Raw genomic sequence first — 20,984 nt, 5'->3', positions numbered from 1 at the left:
GGTGTCGCCTGCTACTTCGGCCCGGGGTACGGCGTGGTGCGGGCCATGTCGAGCGCCCGACGAGCGATGTAGGGGGCGGCCTGGTTCTCCAGCCAGGGCCGACCGAACCAGACGAAGCCGTCGACGTTGCGCGCCGCGAGCGCACGCACCGAGCTGTTCATCCCCCACTGGGCGTCCGCGACGCGCACCGTCGGCGGGATGCCGAGGGTGACGCAGCGGGTCATCGTGATGGTGCTGCACGTGCGGGCGTTGTCCTTGAGTCCCCCACGCACGGCCGGGATGACGTCGTTCCAGCTCATCGGGCGACCGGACTTGGCCGTGTCGATGATGAAGTGCTTGGCGCCGTAGCCCTCGCGCTTCAGGATGTCGACGATCTTGGAGCCGTGCACGATGTTCTCCACCGGCCCCGTGTAGTGGGTCGAGTCGAGCGCGAACCCGCGGGCATACCGGATGCCGGTGCTCTTGAGGATCTGGGCGCAGCGCGCGGGGTCGTTGCCGCGGTCGTTCTCGCACCAGTCGGCTGCGCCGGCGTCGATGTAGACATCCGTGTTGGGCAACGCACTGAGCGTCTTGGTCGCAAACGTCAGCAAGCTCGATTTCGCGGCCCGGTCGGGGGCACAGAAGAGGAACGGGCCGTCGGGCTGCATGACGACCAGCGTCGGCGTCTTGCCGATGCCCGAGGCGAGGTTGCGGATCCAGCGGCGATAGCTGGTCTTCTCGGCCTTGGTGGAGCGCCGCTCACACGCCTCGTGCTCCCACGGCTCCATCCGGAACACCGCGAACTGCACGAGCTTGGACGGGTTGCCGTCCTGCGACGCCGCGATGTAGCTCTGCACGCTCTTCTTGATGGAGCCGTCGGGGACGAAGGAGCCGTACCACTTGGTCCGCGGACGCAGCGCGATCTTGCCGAGCAGCTGCTTCGTGGTGCCCGACGCGCGCTGGTACGGCGCGTAGACCTGGTCCTGCGGCCCGTCGTACACCCCCCACATGCGGTTGGCCAGCGGGTTGGTCGGGTTCTCGGCGTACGCCTTCTCCGGGGTCTGCCACACCTCCGTCCGCGACGAGGACGCAGCGAGCCGGACGTCAGTCACAGCCGCGGAGGCGGCGGACGACGAGGACTCGACGGGCAATCCGGCGAGGGTGGCGAGGGCGACGGCCGCGGCGGCGAGGGCAGACAGCGCCCAGCTCCGAGAGCTCAGCGGGCGACGGGTGACGACAGATCTCATGATGGCAAGAAGGCTAGGACGAGAGGGCCCGGCGAACAGTGTTCAGACGTGCCGGAAATCCACGCGCTCGCGACGGGCTACGGGCCGGTGACACCCGGACCAGGCCGGCCCCTTCGCTGGTCGAGCAGGCCGCGCCGCCCCGCTCGTTGGTCGAGCAGGCCGCGCCGCCCCGCTCGTTGGTCGAGCAGGCCGCGCCGCCCCGCTCGTTGGTCGAGCAGGTTGCGCCGCCCCGCTCGTTGGTCGAGCAGGTTGCGCAGCAACCGACGTCGAGACCCCCATCTCCAACCCGCCCCTGTGGACAGTTGATGGGCCGCCAGAAAAAGTTTCGAATGTTGTCCACAATCCGAGACCAGACCAGGTCAAACCAGGGGTCAATGTCGGTGGCACCTGTTTGAGTGATCTGCATGGCGACCACCCCGAACGCCCCCGACGACACCGGACCCGGTGCCATCGGCGGCGCCGTCGGGATGGTCGGTCTGGCCGACCATGCCCTGACCGGGCTGGACTCCGTGCTGTGGGCCACCCGCCCGTGCGATGACCTCCTCGAAGGCGTCGCCGCCCTCGAAGCTCTCCGCGCTCACCTCGCCGCCGTCGAGGCCGAGTTGTTGGCCGAGGTCCACGCGCGTGCCGCGGCGAAGACCGAGCTGGCGTGGGCCTCAACCGGGGACTGGTTCACCCACCTCGCCGGCCTGCGCCGCGCCCAAGGCAAACGCGCGGTCGACCACTCCGGCCTGTTGCGCGGTGAGCGCCGCGCCACCCTCGAAGCCCTACGACGTGGGGACGTCTCGCCCGAACAGGCGGCCGTGATCGTCGACGCCATCGAGCAGCTCCCCACCAACCCCCAGCTCCGCGCCGAGGCCGAGGCACTCCTGCTCGCGGAGGCGGGGGTGTTGGATGCCTCCGAGCTCGCCAAAGCAGCCCGCCACCTCATCCACGTCATCGACCCTGAGCGCACCGAACGCGATCTCGAGAAGGCCCTCGACCGCGAGGAACGCGCCGCCCACCTCAACCGGTTCCTCTCCATCATCGACGACGGCGCCGGCGGCGTCCGCCTCAAAGGACGCGGCTCCGTCGAGGACGCCGCCATCCTCAGAGCAGCACTCCTGCCGCTCACCAAGCCCCAACCCGCGCTCGACTCCGGTGAGGAGAACGGCACCGGTGATGGCGGTTGTAGTGGTGAGGTGATCGATCCCCGCGATCACGGCGCACGCTTGTGGGACGCGTTGATTCAGAACGCTCAGCACGGGCTGGACACCGACCAGGCCCCCGAGTGCCACGGCGCCAGGCCCCGGGTCACGGTCACCATCGACTACCAAGCTCTGGTCGGCCACCTGAACCGGACCGCGCCTGCGACGCCCGAGGGCAACATCGATTGGCCGCTGCTCGGCCTCGACCACACCGGCACCACCACCGGCTTGGCCGCAGACCTCACCGCCGGGCTCGGGGTCACCGACGAAGGACTCGTCATTTCCGCCGCGACAGCCCGCCGGCTGGCGTGTGATGCCGACATCATCCCGATCGCCCTCGGGGGTCCGAGTGAGCAGCTCGATGTCGGTAGGGCCTACCGACTGGTCACCCCCGCGTTGTGGCGGGCCCTCGTCGTCCGCGACCGGCACTGTGCGTTCCCCGCCTGCACCCGGCCGCCGGTGATGTGCCACGCCCACCACATCACCCACTGGGCCGATGGCGGCCCCACGTCGTTGGACAACATGGTGCTTCTGTGCGGACACCACCACCGCACCATCCACCACACGCCCTGGGAAGTCAGGCTCAACCCCAGCGATGGGCTGCCGGAGTTCCAGCCGCCGCCAAGAAGGCGACAGCGAGACCCCGACCGACCACCAGCCCAACCACCCGACTGGGTCAGACACCGACCACGCCGCGAATAGCACCCCGAGAACACGGGGGATCTCGACGTCGGGCGCTGCGCGCCCTGCTCGATCAACGAACGGGGCGGACCGCCTCCGGTCTGCGCTGCGCGCCCTGCTCGATCAACGAGTGCCGCGCGCGCCCTGGTCGGGCGGGTCTCGACGTCGGTTGCTGCGCAACCTGCTCGACCAACGAAGACGGGCGACCCCGACACCAACCAGGGATAGCGAGACCGTTTCCGTCTGAAACCCGCGGTTAGCAAGAACGAGGTGTCGGCGTCCCTAGGGTTGATGCTGGGCCGATTGTCTCGGGCCACAGCTCTGTCAAGGGGGATGCAAATGGCGAGCGAGCGACACTCGCACCTGCACCCTGCCCGGAGTGGGCCCGGCGGCTCTCGCTTCGCGATGATCAGCATCGGCTGTCTGCTCGTTGGCCTCGCGCTCTACATCATCCTTCCGCTCCCGATGGCAGCCCGCGAGAACATCTACAGCGTCGTCGCCACGTCATCGATCGCCGTGGCCTTCCTCGGGCTGATGATCAACCGCCCCGCGCCTTTCCGGGGCTGGCTGGTGGTGGTGCTCGGCTTCTCCACCTGGGTGCTCGGCGACGTCGTCTGGAACATCGAATACTCGGTCTTCGACAGCTACTCCCATCCTGGCTTCTCCGACGCGATCTACATCAGTGGCTACATCGTGATGGCCAGCGGCGGCCTGATGCTGGTGCGCTCGCAGGAGGACCGCGGTCTCCAGTCGCTGCTCGACGCCTCCATCGCCGCGGTCGGAGTGGGTGTGGCGCTCGGAGTCTTCGTCCTCGTCCCCCTGGCCACGGAGCGGGACACCACCCTTGCCGCCGACCTGGTCACCACGGCGTACCCGCTCGGCGATCTGCTGCTGCTCTTCGTGCTCGTCCGCCTGTGGACGGCCCCCGACGGGTTCACCTGGGCCTACGGGTTCCTGATGGCCGCGATCGGAGCGACCTTCGTCGCCGACGTGGCCGAGAGCCTGCGCGCCGACATCCCGATGGCCGACTCTCCGATGGCGCTGGAGGCCGGCTGGCTGACCGGCTATGTCCTGCTCGCCTGCGCCATGCTGAGCCCCGGCCACTCGGCGCCGATCGGCCCACCCTCGACCGAGGAGGAGCACCGCAGCCAGCGGCGCAGCCTCGTGGTGCTGAGCCTCGCCTCCACCCTGCCCGCGCTCGTCCTGCTGCTCACCGGAGCGCTGGGCAACGACGTCCCCTGGTTGCTGATCGGGATCGGCTCCCTGGCGATGTCCGCACTCGTCCTGACCCGGATGCGAGGCCTGATCACCCAGGTGCAGGCCCAGTCGCGTCAGCTCGCCACGGTGGCCCGTCGCGACGCCCTGACCGGCATCCCCAACCGCCGCAGCTGGGACTACGAGCTGGCCCGCGCCTGCGAGAGGGGCCGCGAGCTCGGCACGTCGGTGTGCGTCGCGATCCTCGACCTCGACCACTTCAAGACCTACAACGACACCCACGGCCACCCCACCGGCGACCAGCTCCTGCGCGATGTCTCCCGTGCGATGAGCCAGCTGGTGGGCGAGGTGGGCACGCTCGCCCGCTACGGCGGCGAGGAGTTCACGGTCCTGGTCGAGGACATGGACCTCGACGAGTTCGTCACGCTGGTCGAGCGGCTGCGCGCCGCCGTGCCGGACGGGCAGACGTTCTCAGCCGGGGTGGCCCGCTGGAACGCCAGCACCGATCCGAGCACGGTCGTCGACGACGCCGACGAGGCGCTCTACGTCGCCAAGCGTGCCGGGCGCGACCGGACCGAGGTCTACGGCCGCAACCGGCAGTAGCAGATCAGTGCGACTGGGCCGCCCGACGCTCGTACTCCGCGCGCGCCCCGCGGTCGATGTCGGTGAGCGTCTTGTCGGCCCCCATCGCGTGGCTGATCGAGTCGCGCAGCCGCCGCGGCAGGATGTTGGACGAGTAGTAGATGCCCTTGGCGTACTTCGGCACCCAGGTCTCGAAGCGGGGACGCTGGGCGACGCCGATGATCGCTGCGGCGACCTCCTCAGGCTTCACCGGCTTCATGCCTCGCGTCGCCGACACCCCGGCCGCGAGCTCGGTCGCGACGACGGTGGGCAGGATGCACGACACGTCGACCCCGCTCGGGGCGAGCTCGGAGGCCATCGCCTCGGTGAAGCCGACGACGGCATACTTGCTGGCGCTGTACGTCGCGCCGTTGGCGATCCCGACCCGGCCCACGGCCGAGGCGACGTTGATGACGTGGCCGTGCCCGCGCTCGATCATCCCCGGCGCGACCAGCTTGGTGCCGGTGATGACGGCACGCAGGTTGATGTCGATGATCCGGTCGGTGGAGTCGTCGGTCTCCTCCACCAGCGGCGAGAGCGGCATGATGCCGGCGTTGTTGACCAGGATGTCGATCGGCCCCTGCGCCGCGGCGTACTCGATGAAGGCGGCGTAGGAGCCGCGGTCGGCGACGTCGACGGTGTGACCCACCGCCCCTCCCCCGACCTGCAGGGCAGCCTTGGCCGCGACGTCGTCGTCGAGGTCACCGATCACGACGTGGGCGCCCTGCGCCGCGAACTGGTGGGCGGTGGCGAGACCGATGCCGCGGCCGGCTCCGGTGATGACGACGCGGGAGCCGCGCAGGCTGCGCAGTGGGGTCTTGGACATGGGTTCCTGCTCTCTTCTGGGGGGAGGGTGAGCGCCGGGTTCAGCGGCGGGGGTTCAGCGGCGGGCGAGGTCGATCGGCTGGCCGTCCTGGGGGAACGGCAGCGAGTGGTTGTTCATCGGAGCGCGATAGCGGGGGTCGACCGACCAGGTGAAGTCACGCAGCAGGTGGTGCATCACGGCCTTGATCTCGGCGCCGGCGAAGTGCAGTCCCAGGCACTTGTGCACGCCGCCACCGAACGGCTCCCACGCATAGCGGTGGGACTTGTCCTCGCGGCGGGGCTCGGCGAAGCGCTCGGGGTCGAAGGTCTCGGGGGATGTCCAGAGCTCCTCCATCAGGTGGCTGAACTGCGGCGCCAGGGAAACGAAGCGCCCGGCCGGGATCCGCACGCCGAGCACCTCGGTGTCCTTGACCGTGCGTCGTACGACGACAGGCACCGGCGCCACCAGGCGCAGGCACTCCTTCATCACCAGGTCGAGCGAGGTCAGCTGGTCGAGCTCGTCGAGGCTCGGCGCCGGACCGAGCGCCTCGGACTCCTCGCGACAGCGCTGCTGCCACTCGGGGTGCTGGCCCAGCTGCTGGAGCATCGTGGACAGCGTGATCGTGGAGGTGTCGTGCGCCGCCATCATCAAGAAGATCATGTGGTTGACGACGTCGTCGTCGCTGAACCGCTCGCCGTCGTCGGTCTCGATGTGACACAGCGCCGAGAACAGGTCGTCGGTGCGGGTCGCGCGGCGAGCGGGCAGATAGCTGCGCAGGAACTCCTCCAGGAGTCGGCGCCCCTTGATCCCGCGGTGCCAGCGGGTGAACGGGACGTCCTTGCGGATCAGTGCCGTGGCGGACTGGACGCAGGCGATGAAAGCCTCGTTGACGCGCTCCATCTCCGCCGGCGTGGTGTGCTCGGCGCCGCCCATGAACGTCTCGGCGGCGACGTCGAGCGTGAGCTGCTTGAGCGCCGGGTAGGCCTGGAAGCCGTCACCCGCCTCCCAGCGGCCGAGACCGTCGACGATGACGGGGTGCATCCCGGCGGCGTAGCCCGTCAGCCGGTCGCGGGTGAAGGCCTGCTGCATGATCCGTCGGTGCAGGTGGTGCTCCTCGAAGTCGAGCAGCATCAGCCCGCGCTTGAAGAACGGCCCCACGAGATAGGTCCACGCCGGCCCGTTGGCGAACGCCTTGTCGGCGTTGCGCAGCGCCGTCTCGCAGGCGTCCGGCCCGAGCAGCAGCACCCAGGGCTCGCCCACCGCACGCATCGCCGACACCGGCCCCTCCGCCTCCCAGTGTCGGCGGAACATCTCCATCGGGTCGCGGGTGTAGGTCGGCAGCTCGCCCACGACCGGCCAGCCGAAGCGCGGGCGTCCGAGCTCACGGGGCCGGGTGGGCAGGGGGGCGGTCGCGGTCATGGGGCGGTGGCGTTCATGGGGGCCTCCCGAGGGGCACGGACGTGTGATGCAGACGACATCTGCGCCCCACTTTGATTCAGACAGGACCGTCTGTCAACATCTCTTCCATGGCCGTCAAAGAGGGGCAGTACCGCGGAGTCAGCGCTGCCGACCGCTCCGCCGACCGGCGCCGGCGCCTGCTCGAGGCCGCCCTCGAGGTCTGGGGCAGCCGCGAGGGTCCCGCGGTCACGATGACCCGGGTGTGCGCCGAGGCAGGGCTGACCGAGCGCTACTTCTACGAGCACTTCACCAATCTCGACGCCGCCCTGACCGCGGTGATGGAGGGCATCGCGGACGAGATCGCCGAGCGCAGCGTGGCCGTCCTGGAGTCCGCCGAGGGCGGTCCCACCGAGCGGATCCGTGCCGCGATCAGCGCCTTCGTCGAGATCCTCACCACCGACCCCCGCAAGGGGTACGTCGCGATGGTCGCCTCCGCCGCTCTGCCCTCACTGCGGCCACGCCGCAACGAGCTGCTGCGCCAGTTCGCCCAGCTCGCCGCCCTCGAGGCGCACGAGCTCTACGGCCCCAGCGCCTGGGCCGACCAGGAGGGCGAGATGGCCGGACTGATGTTCATCGGCGGAGTCGCCGAGCTGGTCACGACCTGGCTCGAGGGACGCCTCGAGGCCTCCCCCGCCGACATCGTGGACGCGGCGACGCACGCCTTCACCGCCACCGCCCGTCGCTGACCCGGCCTTCGGCGAGAGAGGCTTGCTCCAACCATTCGGTGGGTACCGTCACGCCATGAAGCTGATGAGGAACGTCGCCGCGCTCGGGATCGCCAAGAAGGCCTTCGACGAGGCCCGCAAGCCCGAGAACCAGGCCCGCATCAAGGCGGCCGTCGAGAAGCTCAAGGACCGCAAGAGCGGCGGGTCGCGCCCCCGCTGACGCTCTAGCCCCGGGCCTCCGGGTTCAGCCGGAGCCGCGCCACCACGCCCGCGTGGTCACTGGCCCAGTAGGGACCGGACCCCTCCGTGGTGAACGGGCGCGTCCCCACGGTTCGGGCCGACTTGACCTTGACCCGCCCGTGCGTGAGCACCAGGTCGATCCGGGTGCGCAGGCGTGAGTCGAGGTTGGTGAGCGCGCTGCTCTGACAGCACGTCAGGCCCGGCCGGCCCGGGTTGACGCTCCAGGCGTCCTGGAACCACCGCGACGTCAGCGCGCCGTACGTCGCGGTCGGCTGGTCGGTCGTGGCCGGGTCGGCGGCGGAGTTGAAGTCGCCGACGGCGATGACGATCCCCCGCGTGCGCGCAGGGCCGGCCAGGAACTCCCGCGCCTGGGCCTCCTGCGTCGCCGCGAAGCCCTCCACCTCGAGGTGGGTGTTGACGAAGCGGAACGGCACTCCGTGGTGCTTGCCGTCCACGTAGGTCCAACCGCGAGCGAACGACACCGGCGCGCCACCGGGAGGCGCCAGCACCTCCTGCGCCTGGTAGCGGCCACTTACGGCACGGGTGATCTTCAACCGGGGGGTCGCGACCCGCTCCAGGATCACGTCCCGATCCTGGAGCTTGACCAGGCAGTCGGGGGCCCACTCCGCAGACTGGGGAGCACGACAGCCGAACGCCGGCGCGACCAGCGGCGCCGGACCGATGTCGGCGTTCTCCGACACCGAGGCCACTCGATAGCTCATCCCGCGCTCGCGCAGCTCCTGGCGCAGGATCTTGAGGAAGTCATAGCTGGGTGGAGTCGCCTCCGCGGTGAGCGGCTGGGCGAGCCAGCGGGTCACCTCCTGCAGCCCGATCAGGTCGGGCTTGCGTGCCGCGACGGTGTCCGCGATGACGCCCGCCCGGGTCGGGAAGTCGGTCGCGACGGCGGTGCCATAGATCGTGGCCACCGCGCCCACGAACTCCGCTTGCGTGGTGGCCGCCAACGCGGGATTCAGGCTGGAGCCCAGGTAGAGGTTCTGGCTCATCACCTTCAGCATGGGCCGGGCCGGCTGAGCAGGACGCGACTCGGCCACCGGGGCCGTGGTTGTGGTCACGGCCGCGGCCGTCACTGGAGAGAGGCCGGTGAGAGCCAGGGCTCCCCCCAGGAGTGCGACGGCGGCGCGCGCGCCAAGCTGAGGTGTCATGCGTCACACCCTCGCGCGTCGGGCGTGCACCGTCCATGCCCCATCTGGGGGGTTGCGCCCCGACCGGCCATCGACTGAGGACATTGGTCAGAACCCTGACAGACTGCGCGCACCGACAACACAATGACTGGCACGAGTACGACGCGTCGTCTCACCCGGGGGGTCCTGGTGAGCCGCGAAGAGGGTGGGCATGCGCGAACAGGGTCGGGGACCGTCGGGTGAGAGCCTGACCTCGGGCGACCCCTCACGCGTGCCCGGCCCACGGGTCCGGTGGGCGATCGTGATCGCCGGTCTCGCCGCCTGTCTCATCCACCTCGTCACGCCGTTCAGCGTGGCCGGCAACGTCACCTACTACGGCACCATTACCGCCGCGGCCGTCCTCGCGATCTGGGGAGTACGGCGGGTGCCGCGCCACTCCCACACCGTGGCGATGCTGATCGCCACCGGCGTCGCACTGTCTGCCGTGGGCGACCTGATCTGGGGCGCCTACGACCTCGTCGGGCCCTCGCCGGACGTGTCGGCGGCCGACATCGCCTACCTCAGCAGCTATGTCTTCCTGGGCGTGGCGGTCTTCCTGCTCCTCGTGCGCACCTACCCGGGCCAGCGGATGAACCTCGACGCCGCCATCGACGCCGCGACCGTGATCATCGTCGCCGTGCTGCTGCTGTGGTCCACGTCGATCGAGTCGATCGTCACCGACCCCTCGGTCTCCCCGTTGACGCGCGGGGTCTGGGCTGCCTATCCGGTAGTCGACGGCGCCCTCCTGGCGGTCGTCCTGCGTGCCCTGGTGAGCCGGCGCTCACGCCCGTGGGTGGGGCCCGCCCTGGCCGCGGGCATCGTGATGTGGCTGGCGGCCGACTTGGCCTACCTGTTCCTCCCGGAGGGCGACGCCCTGACGGGGCTCAACGACACCGGCTGGATGCTCGGCTCCCTCCTCCTCGCGGCCGCCGTCTGGCAGCGCCCCCGCGCCGTGCCCAGCATGGACAGCGACGACCTGATCGACGAGATGCACTCGACCCACAAGCTGGGCCGGGTCGCGATCGCCATCGCTCCGCTGGCGGTGCCCCCCGCGCTCAACGTGTGGTCGGTGACCCACGACAACCCGCCCGACAACGGCGCCTATCCCGTGGCGATGGCGCTGCTGCTGTGCCTGGCGTTCCTGCGCACCGCCCGACTGATCGAGTCGGACCGCAGCGCACGGCGCGAGGCGCGTCGCAGTCACCGGCACGCCGCCCTGCTGGCCGCCAACAGCTCCGACGCCGTCGCCGTCGTCGATGCCGAGGGGGAGGTGGTCAGCGGGGCGGACCAGATCGCCCGTCTGCTCGGGCCCGACGGCGTGGACGGACGAAGCACCCGGGATCGGGTGCTGACCGCGGACCAGGCGCGGATGATCCCGCTCTTCGATGAGGTCATCGCCACCCCGGGCACGCCCTTCGTCTCCGAGTTCCGCATCGAGCACCCCGACAAGGGCCTCGTCTGGCTCAGCGCCCGCCTGGTGAACCTGCTCGACGACCCCGACGTCGCCGGGGTCATCGTCGCGCTCTCCGACGTCACCGAGCGCAAGGTCTTCGAGCAGGAGCTCGCCGACGCCCGCGACGCGGCGCTGGACGCCTCGCGGGCCAAGTCGGCCTTCCTGGCCACGATGAGCCACGAGATCCGCACACCCATGAACGGTGTCATCGGACTCACCGGTCTCCTGCTCACCACCGAGCTCGACCAGACCCAGCGCAACTTCGCCGAGGGCGTCCGGACGGCCGGCGAGGGCCTGCTGACGATCATCAACGACATCCTCGACTTCTCGAAGGTCGAGGCCGGCAAGCTCGAGCTCGAGACCATCGACTTCAACCTCCTCCACGTCCTCGAGGAGGCCGCGGACACCGTCGCCGGGCCGGCCCGCGAGAAGGGCCTGGAGCTGCTGTCCTACTGCTCCCCCGACCTGCCGGTGGGGCTGCGCGGCGACCCCGCGCGGCTGCGCCAGGTCCTGCTCAACCTCGCCTCCAACGCCGTGAAGTTCACCGAGCACGGCGAGGTCGTGATCCGCGCCGACCTGCAGGACCGCAGGGCCGAGGAGGGACTCGACCACGTCGTGGTGCGCTTCGAGGTCAGCGACACCGGCATCGGCATCCCCGAGGAGTTCCGGGTCGGGCTCTTCGACGCCTTCTCCCAGGCCGACTCCTCCACCACCCGCAAGTACGGCGGGACGGGGCTCGGCCTCGCGATCGTGCGCCAGCTCGTCACTGCGATGAACGGCCGGCTCGACGTGACGAGCGAGCCCGGCGCCGGGAGCGCGTTCTCGTTCACCGTGCCGCTCGAGCTCGCCCAGGATCCCGCCGCAGCGGCGCCGCCCTGCCCGGCGGGACTCGAGGACCAGCGGGTGCTGGTCGTGGACGACAACGACACCAACCGGCTCATCCTCGACGAGCAGCTCTCGGCGTGGGGCATGGAGGTCGACGTCGTTCCCAGCGCCCAGGAGGCCCTGGCCCGGGTCCGGGAGCAGGCACGCGCGGGCACGCCGTACACCCTGGCCGTCCTGGACCTGTGCATGCCCGAGATTGACGGCCTCGAGCTGGCGCACCGGCTGAGCGCCGCACCCGAGACCCCCAAGCCGGGGCTCGTCCTGCTCACCTCCGGCCCTGACATCTCCGCCCAGGACGCGCGCGAGGCGGGCATCGGCGCCCGGCTGACCAAGCCCGTGCACCTCTCCCACCTCAACAGGGCCCTGCAGGACGCGCTGTCCAGCGACGTGCGCCGCCCCGAGCCCGCCCCGGCCACTGCGGCGCGAGACCACCGCGGTCACGTGCTCGTCGTGGAGGACAGCGACATCAACCAGATGGTCGCGCTCGGCATCCTCAAGCGGCTCGGCTACACCGCCGAGGTCGCCGACAACGGTCGACTCGGCCTCGAGGCTCTCGAGCGGCAGGAGCGGCAGGGCCAGCACTTCGTCGCCGTGCTGATGGACTGCCAGATGCCCGAGATGGACGGCTACGAGGCCACCACCCGCCTGCGCGAGATCGAGCAGGGGCTCACCCGGATCCCCGTCATCGCGATGACCGCCAGCGTCACCGAGGGCGAGCGCGAGCGCTGCATGGCCGCCGGCATGGACGACTTCGTCTCCAAGCCCGTCAGCCCCGAGGAGCTCGACACCGTGCTCAGCCGGTGGGTCCCCTCCTCCACGCACTGACAGCGGGACGTGACTGAGTTCTGACAGTCCCTGTCGGCACGGGGAGGATGAACGTGCAACCACCAGATATCGGGTTGCAGAGGGGTTGGACCGTGATGAGCGCCGAGGGGGTCGGCCGATGCACACGGCGCTGTCTGATCTGGCTGGTGGGGCTCTCCCTGCTCGCGGTCACAGCGGTCGTGGTGTTCACCGCGCCCACGAACGCACCGCGCGACGCGGCGTACGTCGCGGGGCTGGCGCTGGCCTGCACCTACGCCTGGATGGGCGCGCGTCGAGCGCCTGAGTCGATGCGTCTGTTCGGGTTGCTGGTCGCCACCGGGATCAGCGTCTCCTCCTTGGGGGACGTGCTCTACCTGGCCGAGGACTGGCTCGGCGGGCCGCAGGACATCAGGTGGTCCGACATCCCCCACTTCGCCACCTACCCCCTGCTCGGCGGCGCCCTGATCGTGGCGATGTTCCCGCGCTCGGGACGGCGCCGGGTCGACCCGGACACCGTGATCGACGCGCTGACCGTCGTCACCGTCCTCGTGCTGGTGCTGTGGAACCTCTCCGCCCAGCTCGGGCGCGACCTCGACCTCTCCCTGCCGGCGCGGCTGGTGTGGGGCGCCTACCCGATCGCCGACGCCGTGGTGATGGCACTGGTGCTGCGCGCGCTGAGCATCCGGCGCAGTCGAGAGCTGGTCGGCCGGAGCTTCGCCGTGGGCATCGGCTGCTGGGTGACCGCCGACGTGGTGATGAACGTCTACAGCCGCAACGACCTCGTGCTCGGCGTGCTCGGCCCGTGCTGGCTGCTGGGCACCGTGCTGATGGCGCGGGGCACCTGGCACACGCCCTCCGGGACGAGGGTCGAGGACGCCGAGTCGGACTTCCCGGGCCGGCACCTGGGCCGCATCTCGATCGCGATCCTCCCGCTGCTGGTGCCGCCGGTCCTCTCCATCGTCAACAACGCCCGCGATGCGGGCTATCACTCCTACACCCTCTTCACGGGCATGGTCGTGCTCATCGGGCTGGCGTTCTGGCGCACTGCCCGGATGCTCTCGGCCCAGCAGGCCAGCCGGGCCGAGGTCGTGCAGAGCCGGCGCTTCCACGCCCGGCTCGCGGCCAACAGCTCGGACGCCGTCATCGTCGTCGACGGCAATGCCGGGCTGCTCTCCGGCAGCGAGCGCTACCGGTCCCTCCTCGGCTCCGAGCCTCCCCGCTCGCGCGAGGCCTGGCTGGAGCGGCTCCGTCTCGACGACACCAGCGAGCTCGCCCGTGCCTTCGACGCCGCGCTGCGGGCCCCGGGCGTCCCGCACACCGTCGAGGTCCAGACCGACCCAACGAGCCCCGGTCCCTCCTGGCTCAGCGCCCGCATCGTCAACCTGATCGGCGACCCCGACGTGCGCGGCATCGTCGTGTCACTGTCCGACATCACCGACCGCAAGGAGATCGAGTACCAGCTCGCCCAGGCCCGTGACGCCGCCCTCGAGGCATCACGCGCCAAGTCGGCGTTCCTGGCCACCATGAGCCACGAGATCCGCACCCCGATGAACGGGGTCATCGGCCTCACCCGGCTGCTGCTCACCACCGAGCAGGACGAGCGGCAGCGGACCTACGCCGAGGGCGTGCGCACGGCCGGCGAGGGCCTGCTCACGATCATCAACGACATCCTGGACTTCTCGAAGGTCGAGGCCGGCCGGCTCGAGCTCGAGACCATCGACGTCGACGTGCTGCAGATCGTCGAGGACGCCGCCGACACGGTCGCCGAGGGCGCCCGGGCCAAGGGCCTCGAGCTGGTCGCGCACGCGGCACCGGAGCTCGCGTCCCTCGGGCTGCGCGGTGACCCGTCGCGGCTGCGCCAGGTCCTGCTCAACCTCGTCGCCAACGCCGTGAAGTTCACCGAGCGCGGCGAGGTCGTGGTCCGGGCCGGAGTGGACGACCGGGACAGCGAACGAGCCGTCGTGCGCTTCGAGGTCGCCGACACCGGCATCGGCATCCCGCCGGAGGCCCAGGCCGACCTCTTCGACGCCTTCTCCCAGGCCGACTCCACGACCACCCGTCAGTACGGCGGGACCGGGCTCGGCCTGGCCATCGTGCGCCAGTTCGTGAGCGCCATGGGCGGCGAGGTGGGCATGACGAGCGAGCCCGGGCTGGGCAGCACGTTCTGGTTCACCGTCCCGCTCGAGCGGACCGGCGACGACCCTGCCCCCGTGCCGAGCCCGCTCGGCGGGGTGCGGGCGCTGGTGGTCGACGACAATCTCAGCCACCGCTCGATCCTGGAGGAGCAGCTCGCGGCCTGGGGGATGCGGGTGGACGTCGTGGACTCCGCCCGGACGGCCGTGCGCAGCATCGAGCAGGCGGCCGACCGCGGCACGCCGTACGAGCTCGCGGTGATCGACCTCGGCCTGCCCGGGATGGACGGGCTTGCACTGGCGGGCCTGCTGAGCACCAACCCGGTCGACCCGGCCGGCCCCCCGCTCGGCATCGTGCTGCTCACCGCGGGCGCCGAGGTCAGCGACCGGGAGGCGCGTGACGCCGGCGTCGGGGCCCGGGTCGCGAAGCCGGTCCACCTCGCCGAGCTGCGCAAGGCCGTGCTGGGGGTGCTCGACGCGATCCCCGGCGACGAGCAGGCACCGGTGTCGACGCCGATCTCAGCGGAGGCCCGCGTCCACCGCGGCCACCTGCTGGTAGTCGAGGACAGCGACATCAACCAGATGGTCGCGGTCGGCCTCCTGCAGGGGCTGGGCTTCACCGCGGAGGTCGCCGAGGACGGGGTGTCGGCCCTCGCAGCCCTGGAGTCGGGCGACTTCGCGGCGGTGCTGATGGACTGCCAGATGCCGGTGATGGACGGCTATGAGGCCACCCGGCGGCTGCGGGCCTGGGAGGGCGACGACGCTCGCTCCTCTGGCCACCTCCCGGTCATCGCGATGACCGCGAGCGTCACCGACGGCGAGCGCGAGCGCTGCACTGCCGCCGGCATGGACGACTTCGTGGCCAAGCCGGTGAGCCCCGAGGAGCTGGACGCCGCGCTGCGCCGGTGGGTCCCGCTCAGCCTCCCTGGCTCGCTCCCCCGCGACCCTGGCCCCCGTAACCCTGTCGCAGCAGGTCGGTCAGCTCGCTGACCAGCGGCATCCGCGGGTTGGTGCGGTTGCTCAGGTCGGCGAAGGCCGTCATCGCCAGCTCCGGCAGCGCGGCCTCGAACTCCTCGGGCGCGACGCCCAGCTCCCGCAGCGTGCGCGGCATCGCGAGCTGCTCGAGGAGGTCCTCGACGCCCTGGAAGAGGCGGCGCCTGCTCTCCTCCGGCTCCCGCCCGCCGAACACGACCCGGCCGAGCTGGGCGTACTTGTCCGGTGCGACGTACGACGAGTAGCCCGGCGCCGGCATGAACTTGGTCGGCAGCGACGCGTTGTAGCGCAGCACGTGGGGCAGGAAGATCGCGTTGGCGCGGCCGTGGGCGATCTTGAAGCGTGCCCCCACGGCGTGCGCGAGGGCGTGGTTGGTGCCCACGAACGCGTTGGAGAAGGCGAGCCCGGCGAGCGTGGCCGCGTTGGCCATGTCGGTGCGCGCCGTCAGGTCGTCGGGGTGCTCGGCCGCCTGCGGCAGCGCGTCGAAGATCAGCCGCGCGGCCTGGACGCAGAAGGCGTCGGTGTAGGGCGAGGCGAAGATCGAGACCACCGCCTCGAGGGCGTGGGTGAGCGCGTCCACCCCGCTGTCGATGGTCACCTCGCGGGGCAGGCTCAGCGTCAGCAGCGGGTCGACGATCGCGATGTCCGGGACCAGGCCGTAGTCGACGAGCGTCTCCTTGTGGTCGCCGACAGTGAGGACCGCTGCCGGTGACACCTCGGATCCGGTGCCCGACGTGGTGGGGATCGCCACCAGCCGCACCGTGTGGGGCGCGGTCGGATAGACGGCCACCCGCTTGCGCGGGTCGAGGAACGGCAAGGTGAGCTGCTCGAGGCTCTCCTCCGGGTGCTCGTAGAACAGCCGCATCGCCTTGGCCGCGTCGAGCACCGAGCCTCCGCCGATCGCGATCAGCAGGTCGGGACGGGCGCGCTCCATCAGCGCCACCCCGGCGCGCACGGTCGTCTCCGCCGGCTCGGGCTCGACCTCGCTGAACACCTGGACGTAGGGGCTGCGCAGCTGGGCGCGGACCTGGTTGACGACGCCGCGCCGCTCGCTGTCGGCGTCGGTGACGACGACGACGGACTCGCACTCGATCTCGCGCAGGTTCTCCAGCGCGCCGGCGTTGAAGAAGGTCTGGGGCGGCACCCGGAACCACTGGGACGGCGCCCGTCGCCGGGAGACCGTCTTGATGTTGAGCAGCTGCTCGTAGTTCACGTTCTCGGTCGTGGTGGATCCCCCCCAGGTGCCGCACCCGAGCGAGAACGTCGGGGGCAGGCTGTTGTAGACCCCGCCGAGAGCGCCGACCGCGGTCGGCGCATTGACGAGGATCCGGCCGGTGCGCACGGCCTTGGCATAGGCGTCGACGACGGCGTCGTCGCCTGCATAGACAGCCGAGGTGTGCCCCAGCCCGCCGTGCTCGGTGACCAGGACCGCGACGGCGACCCCGTGCTCCACGCTGGTGGACCGGACCAGGCCGAGCACCGGCATCAGCTTCTCCTGCACCAGCGGGTGCGCCTCGAGCTCGACGAGGTCCGACGGGAGCGGGGCCAGCAGGATCTTGGTGGCCGGTGGCACCGAGATGCCGGCGAGCGCGGCCAGCGCGGGAGCCTGCTGGCCGAGCGCCTCCATCGCGACCTTGTCGCCGCCGCCGAACGCGAACGTCGCGAGCGCCGCGGCCTCGTCCGGGGCGAGGAGGTAGGCGCCCATCCGCTGGAACTCGGCGACCATCTCGTCATAGATCGCGTCGTCGACGATGCAGGTCTGCTCAGCGGGGCAGATCACCGAGGCGTCGAAGGTCTTGGAGATCAGGATGTCGACCACGGCGCCCTTCACGTCGGCGCTGCGGTGGATGTAGGTGGGCGCGTTGCCGGGGCCGACGCTCAGGCCGGGCTTGCCGGCGGCGTTGGCCAGGGCCACGATGCGCGGTCCGCCCGTGACCCAGATGAAGTCGACCTGCGGGTGCTTGAAGAGATAGTGGGTCACCTCGTGCGCGGCGTCCGGGATCACCTGGAGCGCGCCCGGCGGCAGGCCGGCTGCCTCCGCCGCCTCGCGCAGGATCTCCACCGAGCGCCGGCACGACTCCACGGCGTACGGCGAGGGGCGGAAGAGGATCGCGTTGCGGGTCTTGGCCGCGACGATGGCCTTGTAGAGGACGGTCGAGGTGGGGTTGGTGACCGGCGTGATCGCGAGCACCACGCCGATGGGCTCCGCCACGCGAGTGATGTTGCGCTCGACGTCCTCCTCGATCACGCCGACGGAGATCTTGCCCCGCAGGTGGTCGGCGAGGAACTCGGTGGCGACGTAGTTCTTGACCACCTTGTCCTCGAAGACGCCGAACCCGGTCTCGTCGATGGCCACGAGGGCCAGCTCGGCGGCGGCCCGGACGCCGGCGCGCACCATCGCGTCGACGATCGCGTCGACCTGCTGCTGGTCGAGCTCGCGGAACCGCTCGGCGGCCTCGGCCGCGGCGGCGACCATCTCGTCGACCTGCGCGAGCCGGTCGCCGGCCCCGTCTGGTGGGGCGCCGTCGTTCGGTGAGGCGCTGGAGGCGGCTGCGGACGAGGTCTGGTTGGCATCGAGAATGGTCATCGGCTCTCCCTGGTTGCCACCACCTTCGTCACGGTCGCCCGTCCGCAAACAGGGCCGATGGTCCCAAGTGCCGACCCCGGGAGCGCTGGATCTACGCTGTCTCGTCATCTCCCTGCGAGCGGAAGTCACCCGCCGTGTTCAACATCGTCGGACTCTCGCGCCACCGGCCTTCGCCCTGGCGGGTGATCCGGCATCCGGCGCAGGCCGTGGTCCTCGGGTTCGGCGGTGCCGTGCTGCTCGGCACAGCTCTGCTGATGCTGCCGATCTCGCGCACCGGCGACGGGAGCGCCCCGATCGTCACGGCGCTGTTCACCTCGACGAGCGCGGTGTGCGTCACCGGGCTCGCGGTCGTCGACACCCCGACGTACTGGTCGGGCTTCGGGGAGGGCGTGATCCTCGCGCTGATCCAGGTCGGCGGTTTCGGGATCATGACGCTGGCCTCGCTGCTGGGGCTGCTGGTGTCACGCCGGATGGGGTTGCGCACCCGGCTCACCGCCGCGGCCGAGACCAAGGCGGTCGGGCTCGGTGACGTCCGGTCGGTGGTCACGGGCGTGGTGAAGGTCAGTCTGATCTTCGAGACCCTGACCGCGCTGTGCCTCACGCTGCGCTTCTGGATCGGGTACGACGAGTCGCTGCCGACCGCGCTCTACCACGGTGTCTTCCACGCGGTCTCGGCGTTCAACAACGCCGGCTTCGCGCTCTACTCCGACAGTCTGATGGGGTTCGTCGGCGATCCGTGGATCTGTCTGCCGATCGCGGTCGCGGTCATCTTCGGCGGCCTGGGCTTCCCGGTCCTCTTCGAGCTGCGCAAGGAGCTGGGCCGGCCCCACACCTGGAGCCTGCACACCAAGATGACCCTGTCGATGACGGTCGTGCTGCTCGTCGGCGGCACCCTCTTCGTCACCGTCAACGAGTGGACCAACCCCGCCACTTTGGGCGCGCTGGACACCCCCGGGCGCCTGCTCGCCGGGTTCTTCCAGGCCGTGATGCCGCGCACCGCCGGCTTCAACTCCCTCGACTACGGGCAGATGAACGAGAGCACGCTGCTGGGCACCAACGTCTTGATGTTCATCGGCGGCGGCTCCGCAGGCACGGCCGGCGGCATCAAGGTCACGACCTTCCTGGTGCTGTTCTACGTGATCTACGCCGAGGTCCGCGGCGAGCGCAACGTGGACGCCTTCGACCGCCGCATCGACGACCGCGCGACGCGCCAGGCGCTCACCGTGGCGCTGCTGTCCGTCGGCGCGGTGATGACGGCCACGATCGTGCTGATGGAGTTGACCGCGCTGGAGACCCACGAGGTGCTCTTCGAGGTGGTCTCCGCCTTCGCCACCGTGGGACTCTCGACGGGCATCACCGCCGATCTGCCGACCAGCGGCCACCTCGTCCTCACCGCACTGATGTTCCTGGGCCGCCTCGGTCCGATCACCCTGGTCTCCGCTCTCGCGCTGCGCGAGCGGCAACGTCTGTACGAGCTACCGGAAGGGCGGCCGATCATTGGCTAGGTCCACGCACACCCACGGCGTCGTCGTCATCGGCCTCGGCCGCTTCGGCCGATCCCTGGCCCTCGAGCTGGTCAAGGAGGGCACCGAGGTCCTCGGCGTCGACAGCGACCGCAAGATCGTCCAGTCGCTCGCCGGCAGACTCACCCATGTGGTCGAGGCCGACTCCACCAACGAGGAGGCGATGCGCCAGCTCTCGGTCAACGAGTTCGACCGGGCCGTGATCGGCGTCGGCAACGACATCGAGGCCAGCCTGCTCTCCGCCTCGGTCGTGATGAACCTCGGCGTACCCAACGTCTGGGCCAAGGCGATCAGCCACTCCCACGCCCGCATCCTCAGCCAGATCGGCGTCCACCACGTGGTGCGCCCCGAGCACGACATGGGCAAGCGCGTCGCCCACCTGGTGCGGGGCCGGATGCTGGACTACATCGAGTTCGACGACGGCTACGCCATCGTGAAGACCACGCCGCCGCGCAGCATCCTCGACGTCACCCTGGCGGACTCCGGCGTGCGCACGAAGTTCGGCGTCACGATCGTCGGCGTCAAGCGCACCGGCTGCGACTTCACCCATGCGACGGAGGCGACGGTGGTGCGACAGGGCGACATCGTGATCGTGTCCGGTCCGCAGGCCAAGGTCGAGCGCTTCAGCGAGCTGACCTGAGGACCGGCGAGCGCACCACCGTCAACTGCGCCCGCGCCGACGATCACGCGAAGCCGAGCTTCCGGATCGCCGTCGCGAGCGGGTTGTCCTCGACGGACTGAGCGGAGGCACTGCCCTCGAAGTCCGGGACGGGGCGCTCTCGCGCCTCCTCTTGCGTGGTGGCCGGACCGTTCTCCTCGATGTCCTCGACGAGCCAGTCCATCTCCTTGATCTCCCTGCGCTGCGCCGCGATGATCTCGTCGGCGAGCTTCCGGACGCGGACGTCGTCGATGTCGGCCCGCTCGCTGGTCAAGATGGCGATGGAGTGGTGCGGGATCATTCCGTTCATGTAGGCCTGGTCGTCGACCAGGGCCTGGGACCGGGACAGGTACAGTCCGCCGGCGCCGAGCAGCAGCGCGACCGCGACGATCACGATGTTGTAGGCGCGGTTCTTGTACATCATGCTCCGCATGAACGCGAGCATCACCAAGGCCATCGCCCCCGCCATCAGCAGCGCCATGTAGAAGCGCTCCTCGCTCCACCTGACGTGGTCGAGGACGAAGACGTTGGAGTACATCAGCGCGAACATCACCACGGTGGACGTGGTGATCATCAGAGCGAAGCGCACATACATGCGCCGCTCATGCGAGTCCTGCCTGCTCTTGTCCTCATCACTGCTCTGTGAGGGCTGCTGGGTGTGATGCGATGA

Annotated in this window: 14 protein-coding genes; 8 read left to right on the top strand and 6 right to left on the bottom strand. The window is 70.4% G+C overall.

The genetic code is table 11. From position 1 onward, the window contains the following. Positions 1 to 11 precede the first annotated feature (11 nt). Positions 12 to 1,226 carry a glycoside hydrolase family 6 protein gene (locus ACYU7L_RS10945; protein WP_460796197.1) on the bottom strand — a complete coding sequence of 405 codons (1,215 nt, stop codon included), beginning with the start codon at positions 1,224 to 1,226 and terminating at the stop codon, positions 12 to 14. 404 nt (positions 1,227 to 1,630) lie between these two features. Here ACYU7L_RS10945 and ACYU7L_RS10940 point away from each other — a divergent pair, with 404 nt between their 5' ends. Together ACYU7L_RS10940 and ACYU7L_RS10935 are read left to right on the top strand one after the other, a co-directional pair. Continuing rightward, positions 1,631 to 3,115 carry an HNH endonuclease signature motif containing protein gene (locus ACYU7L_RS10940; RefSeq protein ID WP_460796193.1) on the top strand — a complete coding sequence of 495 codons (1,485 nt, stop codon included), beginning with the start codon at positions 1,631 to 1,633 and terminating at the stop codon, positions 3,113 to 3,115. Between the two features lie 318 nt (positions 3,116 to 3,433). Further along, positions 3,434 to 4,912 carry a GGDEF domain-containing protein gene (locus ACYU7L_RS10935; protein ID WP_460796191.1) on the top strand — a complete coding sequence of 493 codons (1,479 nt, stop codon included), beginning with the start codon at positions 3,434 to 3,436 and terminating at the stop codon, positions 4,910 to 4,912. Between the two features lie 4 nt (positions 4,913 to 4,916). On the opposite strand, the gene ACYU7L_RS10930 is transcribed toward ACYU7L_RS10935, so the two are convergent. Beyond that, the gene (locus ACYU7L_RS10930) at positions 4,917 to 5,756 is read right to left on the bottom strand and encodes an SDR family oxidoreductase (RefSeq protein WP_460796186.1); all 840 of its coding nucleotides are present in this window, start codon (positions 5,754 to 5,756) and stop codon (positions 4,917 to 4,919) included. Between the two features lie 54 nt (positions 5,757 to 5,810). Beyond that, the gene (locus tag ACYU7L_RS10925) at positions 5,811 to 7,154 is read right to left on the bottom strand and encodes a cytochrome P450 (RefSeq protein WP_460796182.1); all 1,344 of its coding nucleotides are present in this window, start codon (positions 7,152 to 7,154) and stop codon (positions 5,811 to 5,813) included. A gap of 107 nt (positions 7,155 to 7,261) precedes the next feature. Between ACYU7L_RS10925 and ACYU7L_RS10920 the strand changes: the two genes are divergently transcribed. Next, positions 7,262 to 7,879 carry a TetR/AcrR family transcriptional regulator gene (locus tag ACYU7L_RS10920; protein WP_460796180.1) on the top strand — a complete coding sequence of 206 codons (618 nt, stop codon included), beginning with the start codon at positions 7,262 to 7,264 and terminating at the stop codon, positions 7,877 to 7,879. 55 nt (positions 7,880 to 7,934) lie between these two features. Continuing rightward, positions 7,935 to 8,078 (top strand): hypothetical protein, encoded by a 144-nt coding sequence (locus tag ACYU7L_RS10915; protein ID WP_460796178.1) that lies wholly within the window; start codon positions 7,935 to 7,937, stop codon positions 8,076 to 8,078. A gap of 4 nt (positions 8,079 to 8,082) precedes the next feature. On the opposite strand, the gene ACYU7L_RS10910 is transcribed toward ACYU7L_RS10915, so the two are convergent. Further along, positions 8,083 to 9,261 (bottom strand): endonuclease/exonuclease/phosphatase family protein, encoded by a 1,179-nt coding sequence (locus tag ACYU7L_RS10910; RefSeq protein ID WP_460796174.1) that lies wholly within the window; start codon positions 9,259 to 9,261, stop codon positions 8,083 to 8,085. Between the two features lie 190 nt (positions 9,262 to 9,451). Between ACYU7L_RS10910 and ACYU7L_RS10905 the strand changes: the two genes are divergently transcribed. Further along, the gene (locus tag ACYU7L_RS10905; RefSeq protein WP_460796171.1) at positions 9,452 to 12,442 is read left to right on the top strand and encodes a hybrid sensor histidine kinase/response regulator; all 2,991 of its coding nucleotides are present in this window, start codon (positions 9,452 to 9,454) and stop codon (positions 12,440 to 12,442) included. A gap of 95 nt (positions 12,443 to 12,537) precedes the next feature. Beyond that, positions 12,538 to 15,543: a hybrid sensor histidine kinase/response regulator gene (locus ACYU7L_RS10900; protein WP_460796169.1), complete on the top strand. Its 3,006-nt coding sequence runs from the start codon at positions 12,538 to 12,540 to the stop codon at positions 15,541 to 15,543. Here the strand turns inward: ACYU7L_RS10900 and adhE are convergent. Continuing rightward, the gene (gene adhE, locus ACYU7L_RS10895; RefSeq protein WP_460796167.1) at positions 15,470 to 18,133 is read right to left on the bottom strand and encodes a bifunctional acetaldehyde-CoA/alcohol dehydrogenase; all 2,664 of its coding nucleotides are present in this window, start codon (positions 18,131 to 18,133) and stop codon (positions 15,470 to 15,472) included. The genes ACYU7L_RS10900 and adhE overlap by 74 nt on opposite strands. Positions 18,134 to 18,267: 134 nt before the next feature. Between adhE and ACYU7L_RS10890 the strand changes: the two genes are divergently transcribed. Together ACYU7L_RS10890 and ACYU7L_RS10885 are read left to right on the top strand one after the other, a co-directional pair. Then, entirely contained in the window at positions 18,268 to 19,638 is a 1,371-nt protein-coding gene (locus ACYU7L_RS10890; protein ID WP_460796163.1) for a TrkH family potassium uptake protein, read from the top strand. Continuing rightward, on the top strand, positions 19,631 to 20,296 hold the full coding sequence (locus tag ACYU7L_RS10885) for a potassium channel family protein (protein ID WP_460796161.1): 666 nt from the start codon (positions 19,631 to 19,633) through the stop codon (positions 20,294 to 20,296). Before ACYU7L_RS10890 ends, ACYU7L_RS10885 begins: the two co-directional genes overlap by 8 nt. Before the next feature lie 43 nt (positions 20,297 to 20,339). Here ACYU7L_RS10885 and ACYU7L_RS10880 read toward each other — a convergent pair whose 3' ends face one another. Beyond that, positions 20,340 to 20,909, bottom strand: coding sequence for a DUF305 domain-containing protein (locus ACYU7L_RS10880; RefSeq protein WP_460796158.1), 570 nt, complete (start codon positions 20,907 to 20,909; stop codon positions 20,340 to 20,342). Positions 20,910 to 20,984 lie beyond the last annotated feature (75 nt).

The sequence above is a fragment of the Nocardioides pacificus genome (assembly GCF_054775955.1).
Note: the sequence above shows the minus strand (reverse complement) of the source record. Positions and strands in the feature narration are given on the sequence as shown.

Excerpts from the sequence above, each read along its gene's own strand:
- ACYU7L_RS10945 (WP_460796197.1), bottom strand. The coding sequence starts at position 1,226 with ATGAGATCTGTCGTCACCCGTCGCCCGCTGAGCTCTCGGAGCTGGGCG.
- ACYU7L_RS10910 (WP_460796174.1), bottom strand. The coding sequence starts at position 9,261 with ATGACACCTCAGCTTGGCGCGCGCGCCGCCGTCGCACTCCTGGGGGGA.
- ACYU7L_RS10940 (WP_460796193.1), top strand. The coding sequence starts at position 1,631 with ATGGCGACCACCCCGAACGCCCCCGACGACACCGGACCCGGTGCCATC.
- ACYU7L_RS10915 (WP_460796178.1), top strand. The coding sequence starts at position 7,935 with ATGAAGCTGATGAGGAACGTCGCCGCGCTCGGGATCGCCAAGAAGGCC.
- ACYU7L_RS10880 (WP_460796158.1), bottom strand. The coding sequence starts at position 20,909 with ATGTATGTGCGCTTCGCTCTGATGATCACCACGTCCACCGTGGTGATG.
- ACYU7L_RS10930 (WP_460796186.1), bottom strand. The coding sequence starts at position 5,756 with ATGTCCAAGACCCCACTGCGCAGCCTGCGCGGCTCCCGCGTCGTCATC.
- ACYU7L_RS10900 (WP_460796169.1), top strand. The coding sequence starts at position 12,538 with ATGAGCGCCGAGGGGGTCGGCCGATGCACACGGCGCTGTCTGATCTGG.
- adhE (WP_460796167.1), bottom strand. The coding sequence starts at position 18,133 with ATGACCATTCTCGATGCCAACCAGACCTCGTCCGCAGCCGCCTCCAGC.
- ACYU7L_RS10925 (WP_460796182.1), bottom strand. The coding sequence starts at position 7,154 with ATGACCGCGACCGCCCCCCTGCCCACCCGGCCCCGTGAGCTCGGACGC.
- ACYU7L_RS10935 (WP_460796191.1), top strand. The coding sequence starts at position 3,434 with ATGGCGAGCGAGCGACACTCGCACCTGCACCCTGCCCGGAGTGGGCCC.
- ACYU7L_RS10905 (WP_460796171.1), top strand. The coding sequence starts at position 9,452 with ATGCGCGAACAGGGTCGGGGACCGTCGGGTGAGAGCCTGACCTCGGGC.
- ACYU7L_RS10920 (WP_460796180.1), top strand. The coding sequence starts at position 7,262 with ATGGCCGTCAAAGAGGGGCAGTACCGCGGAGTCAGCGCTGCCGACCGC.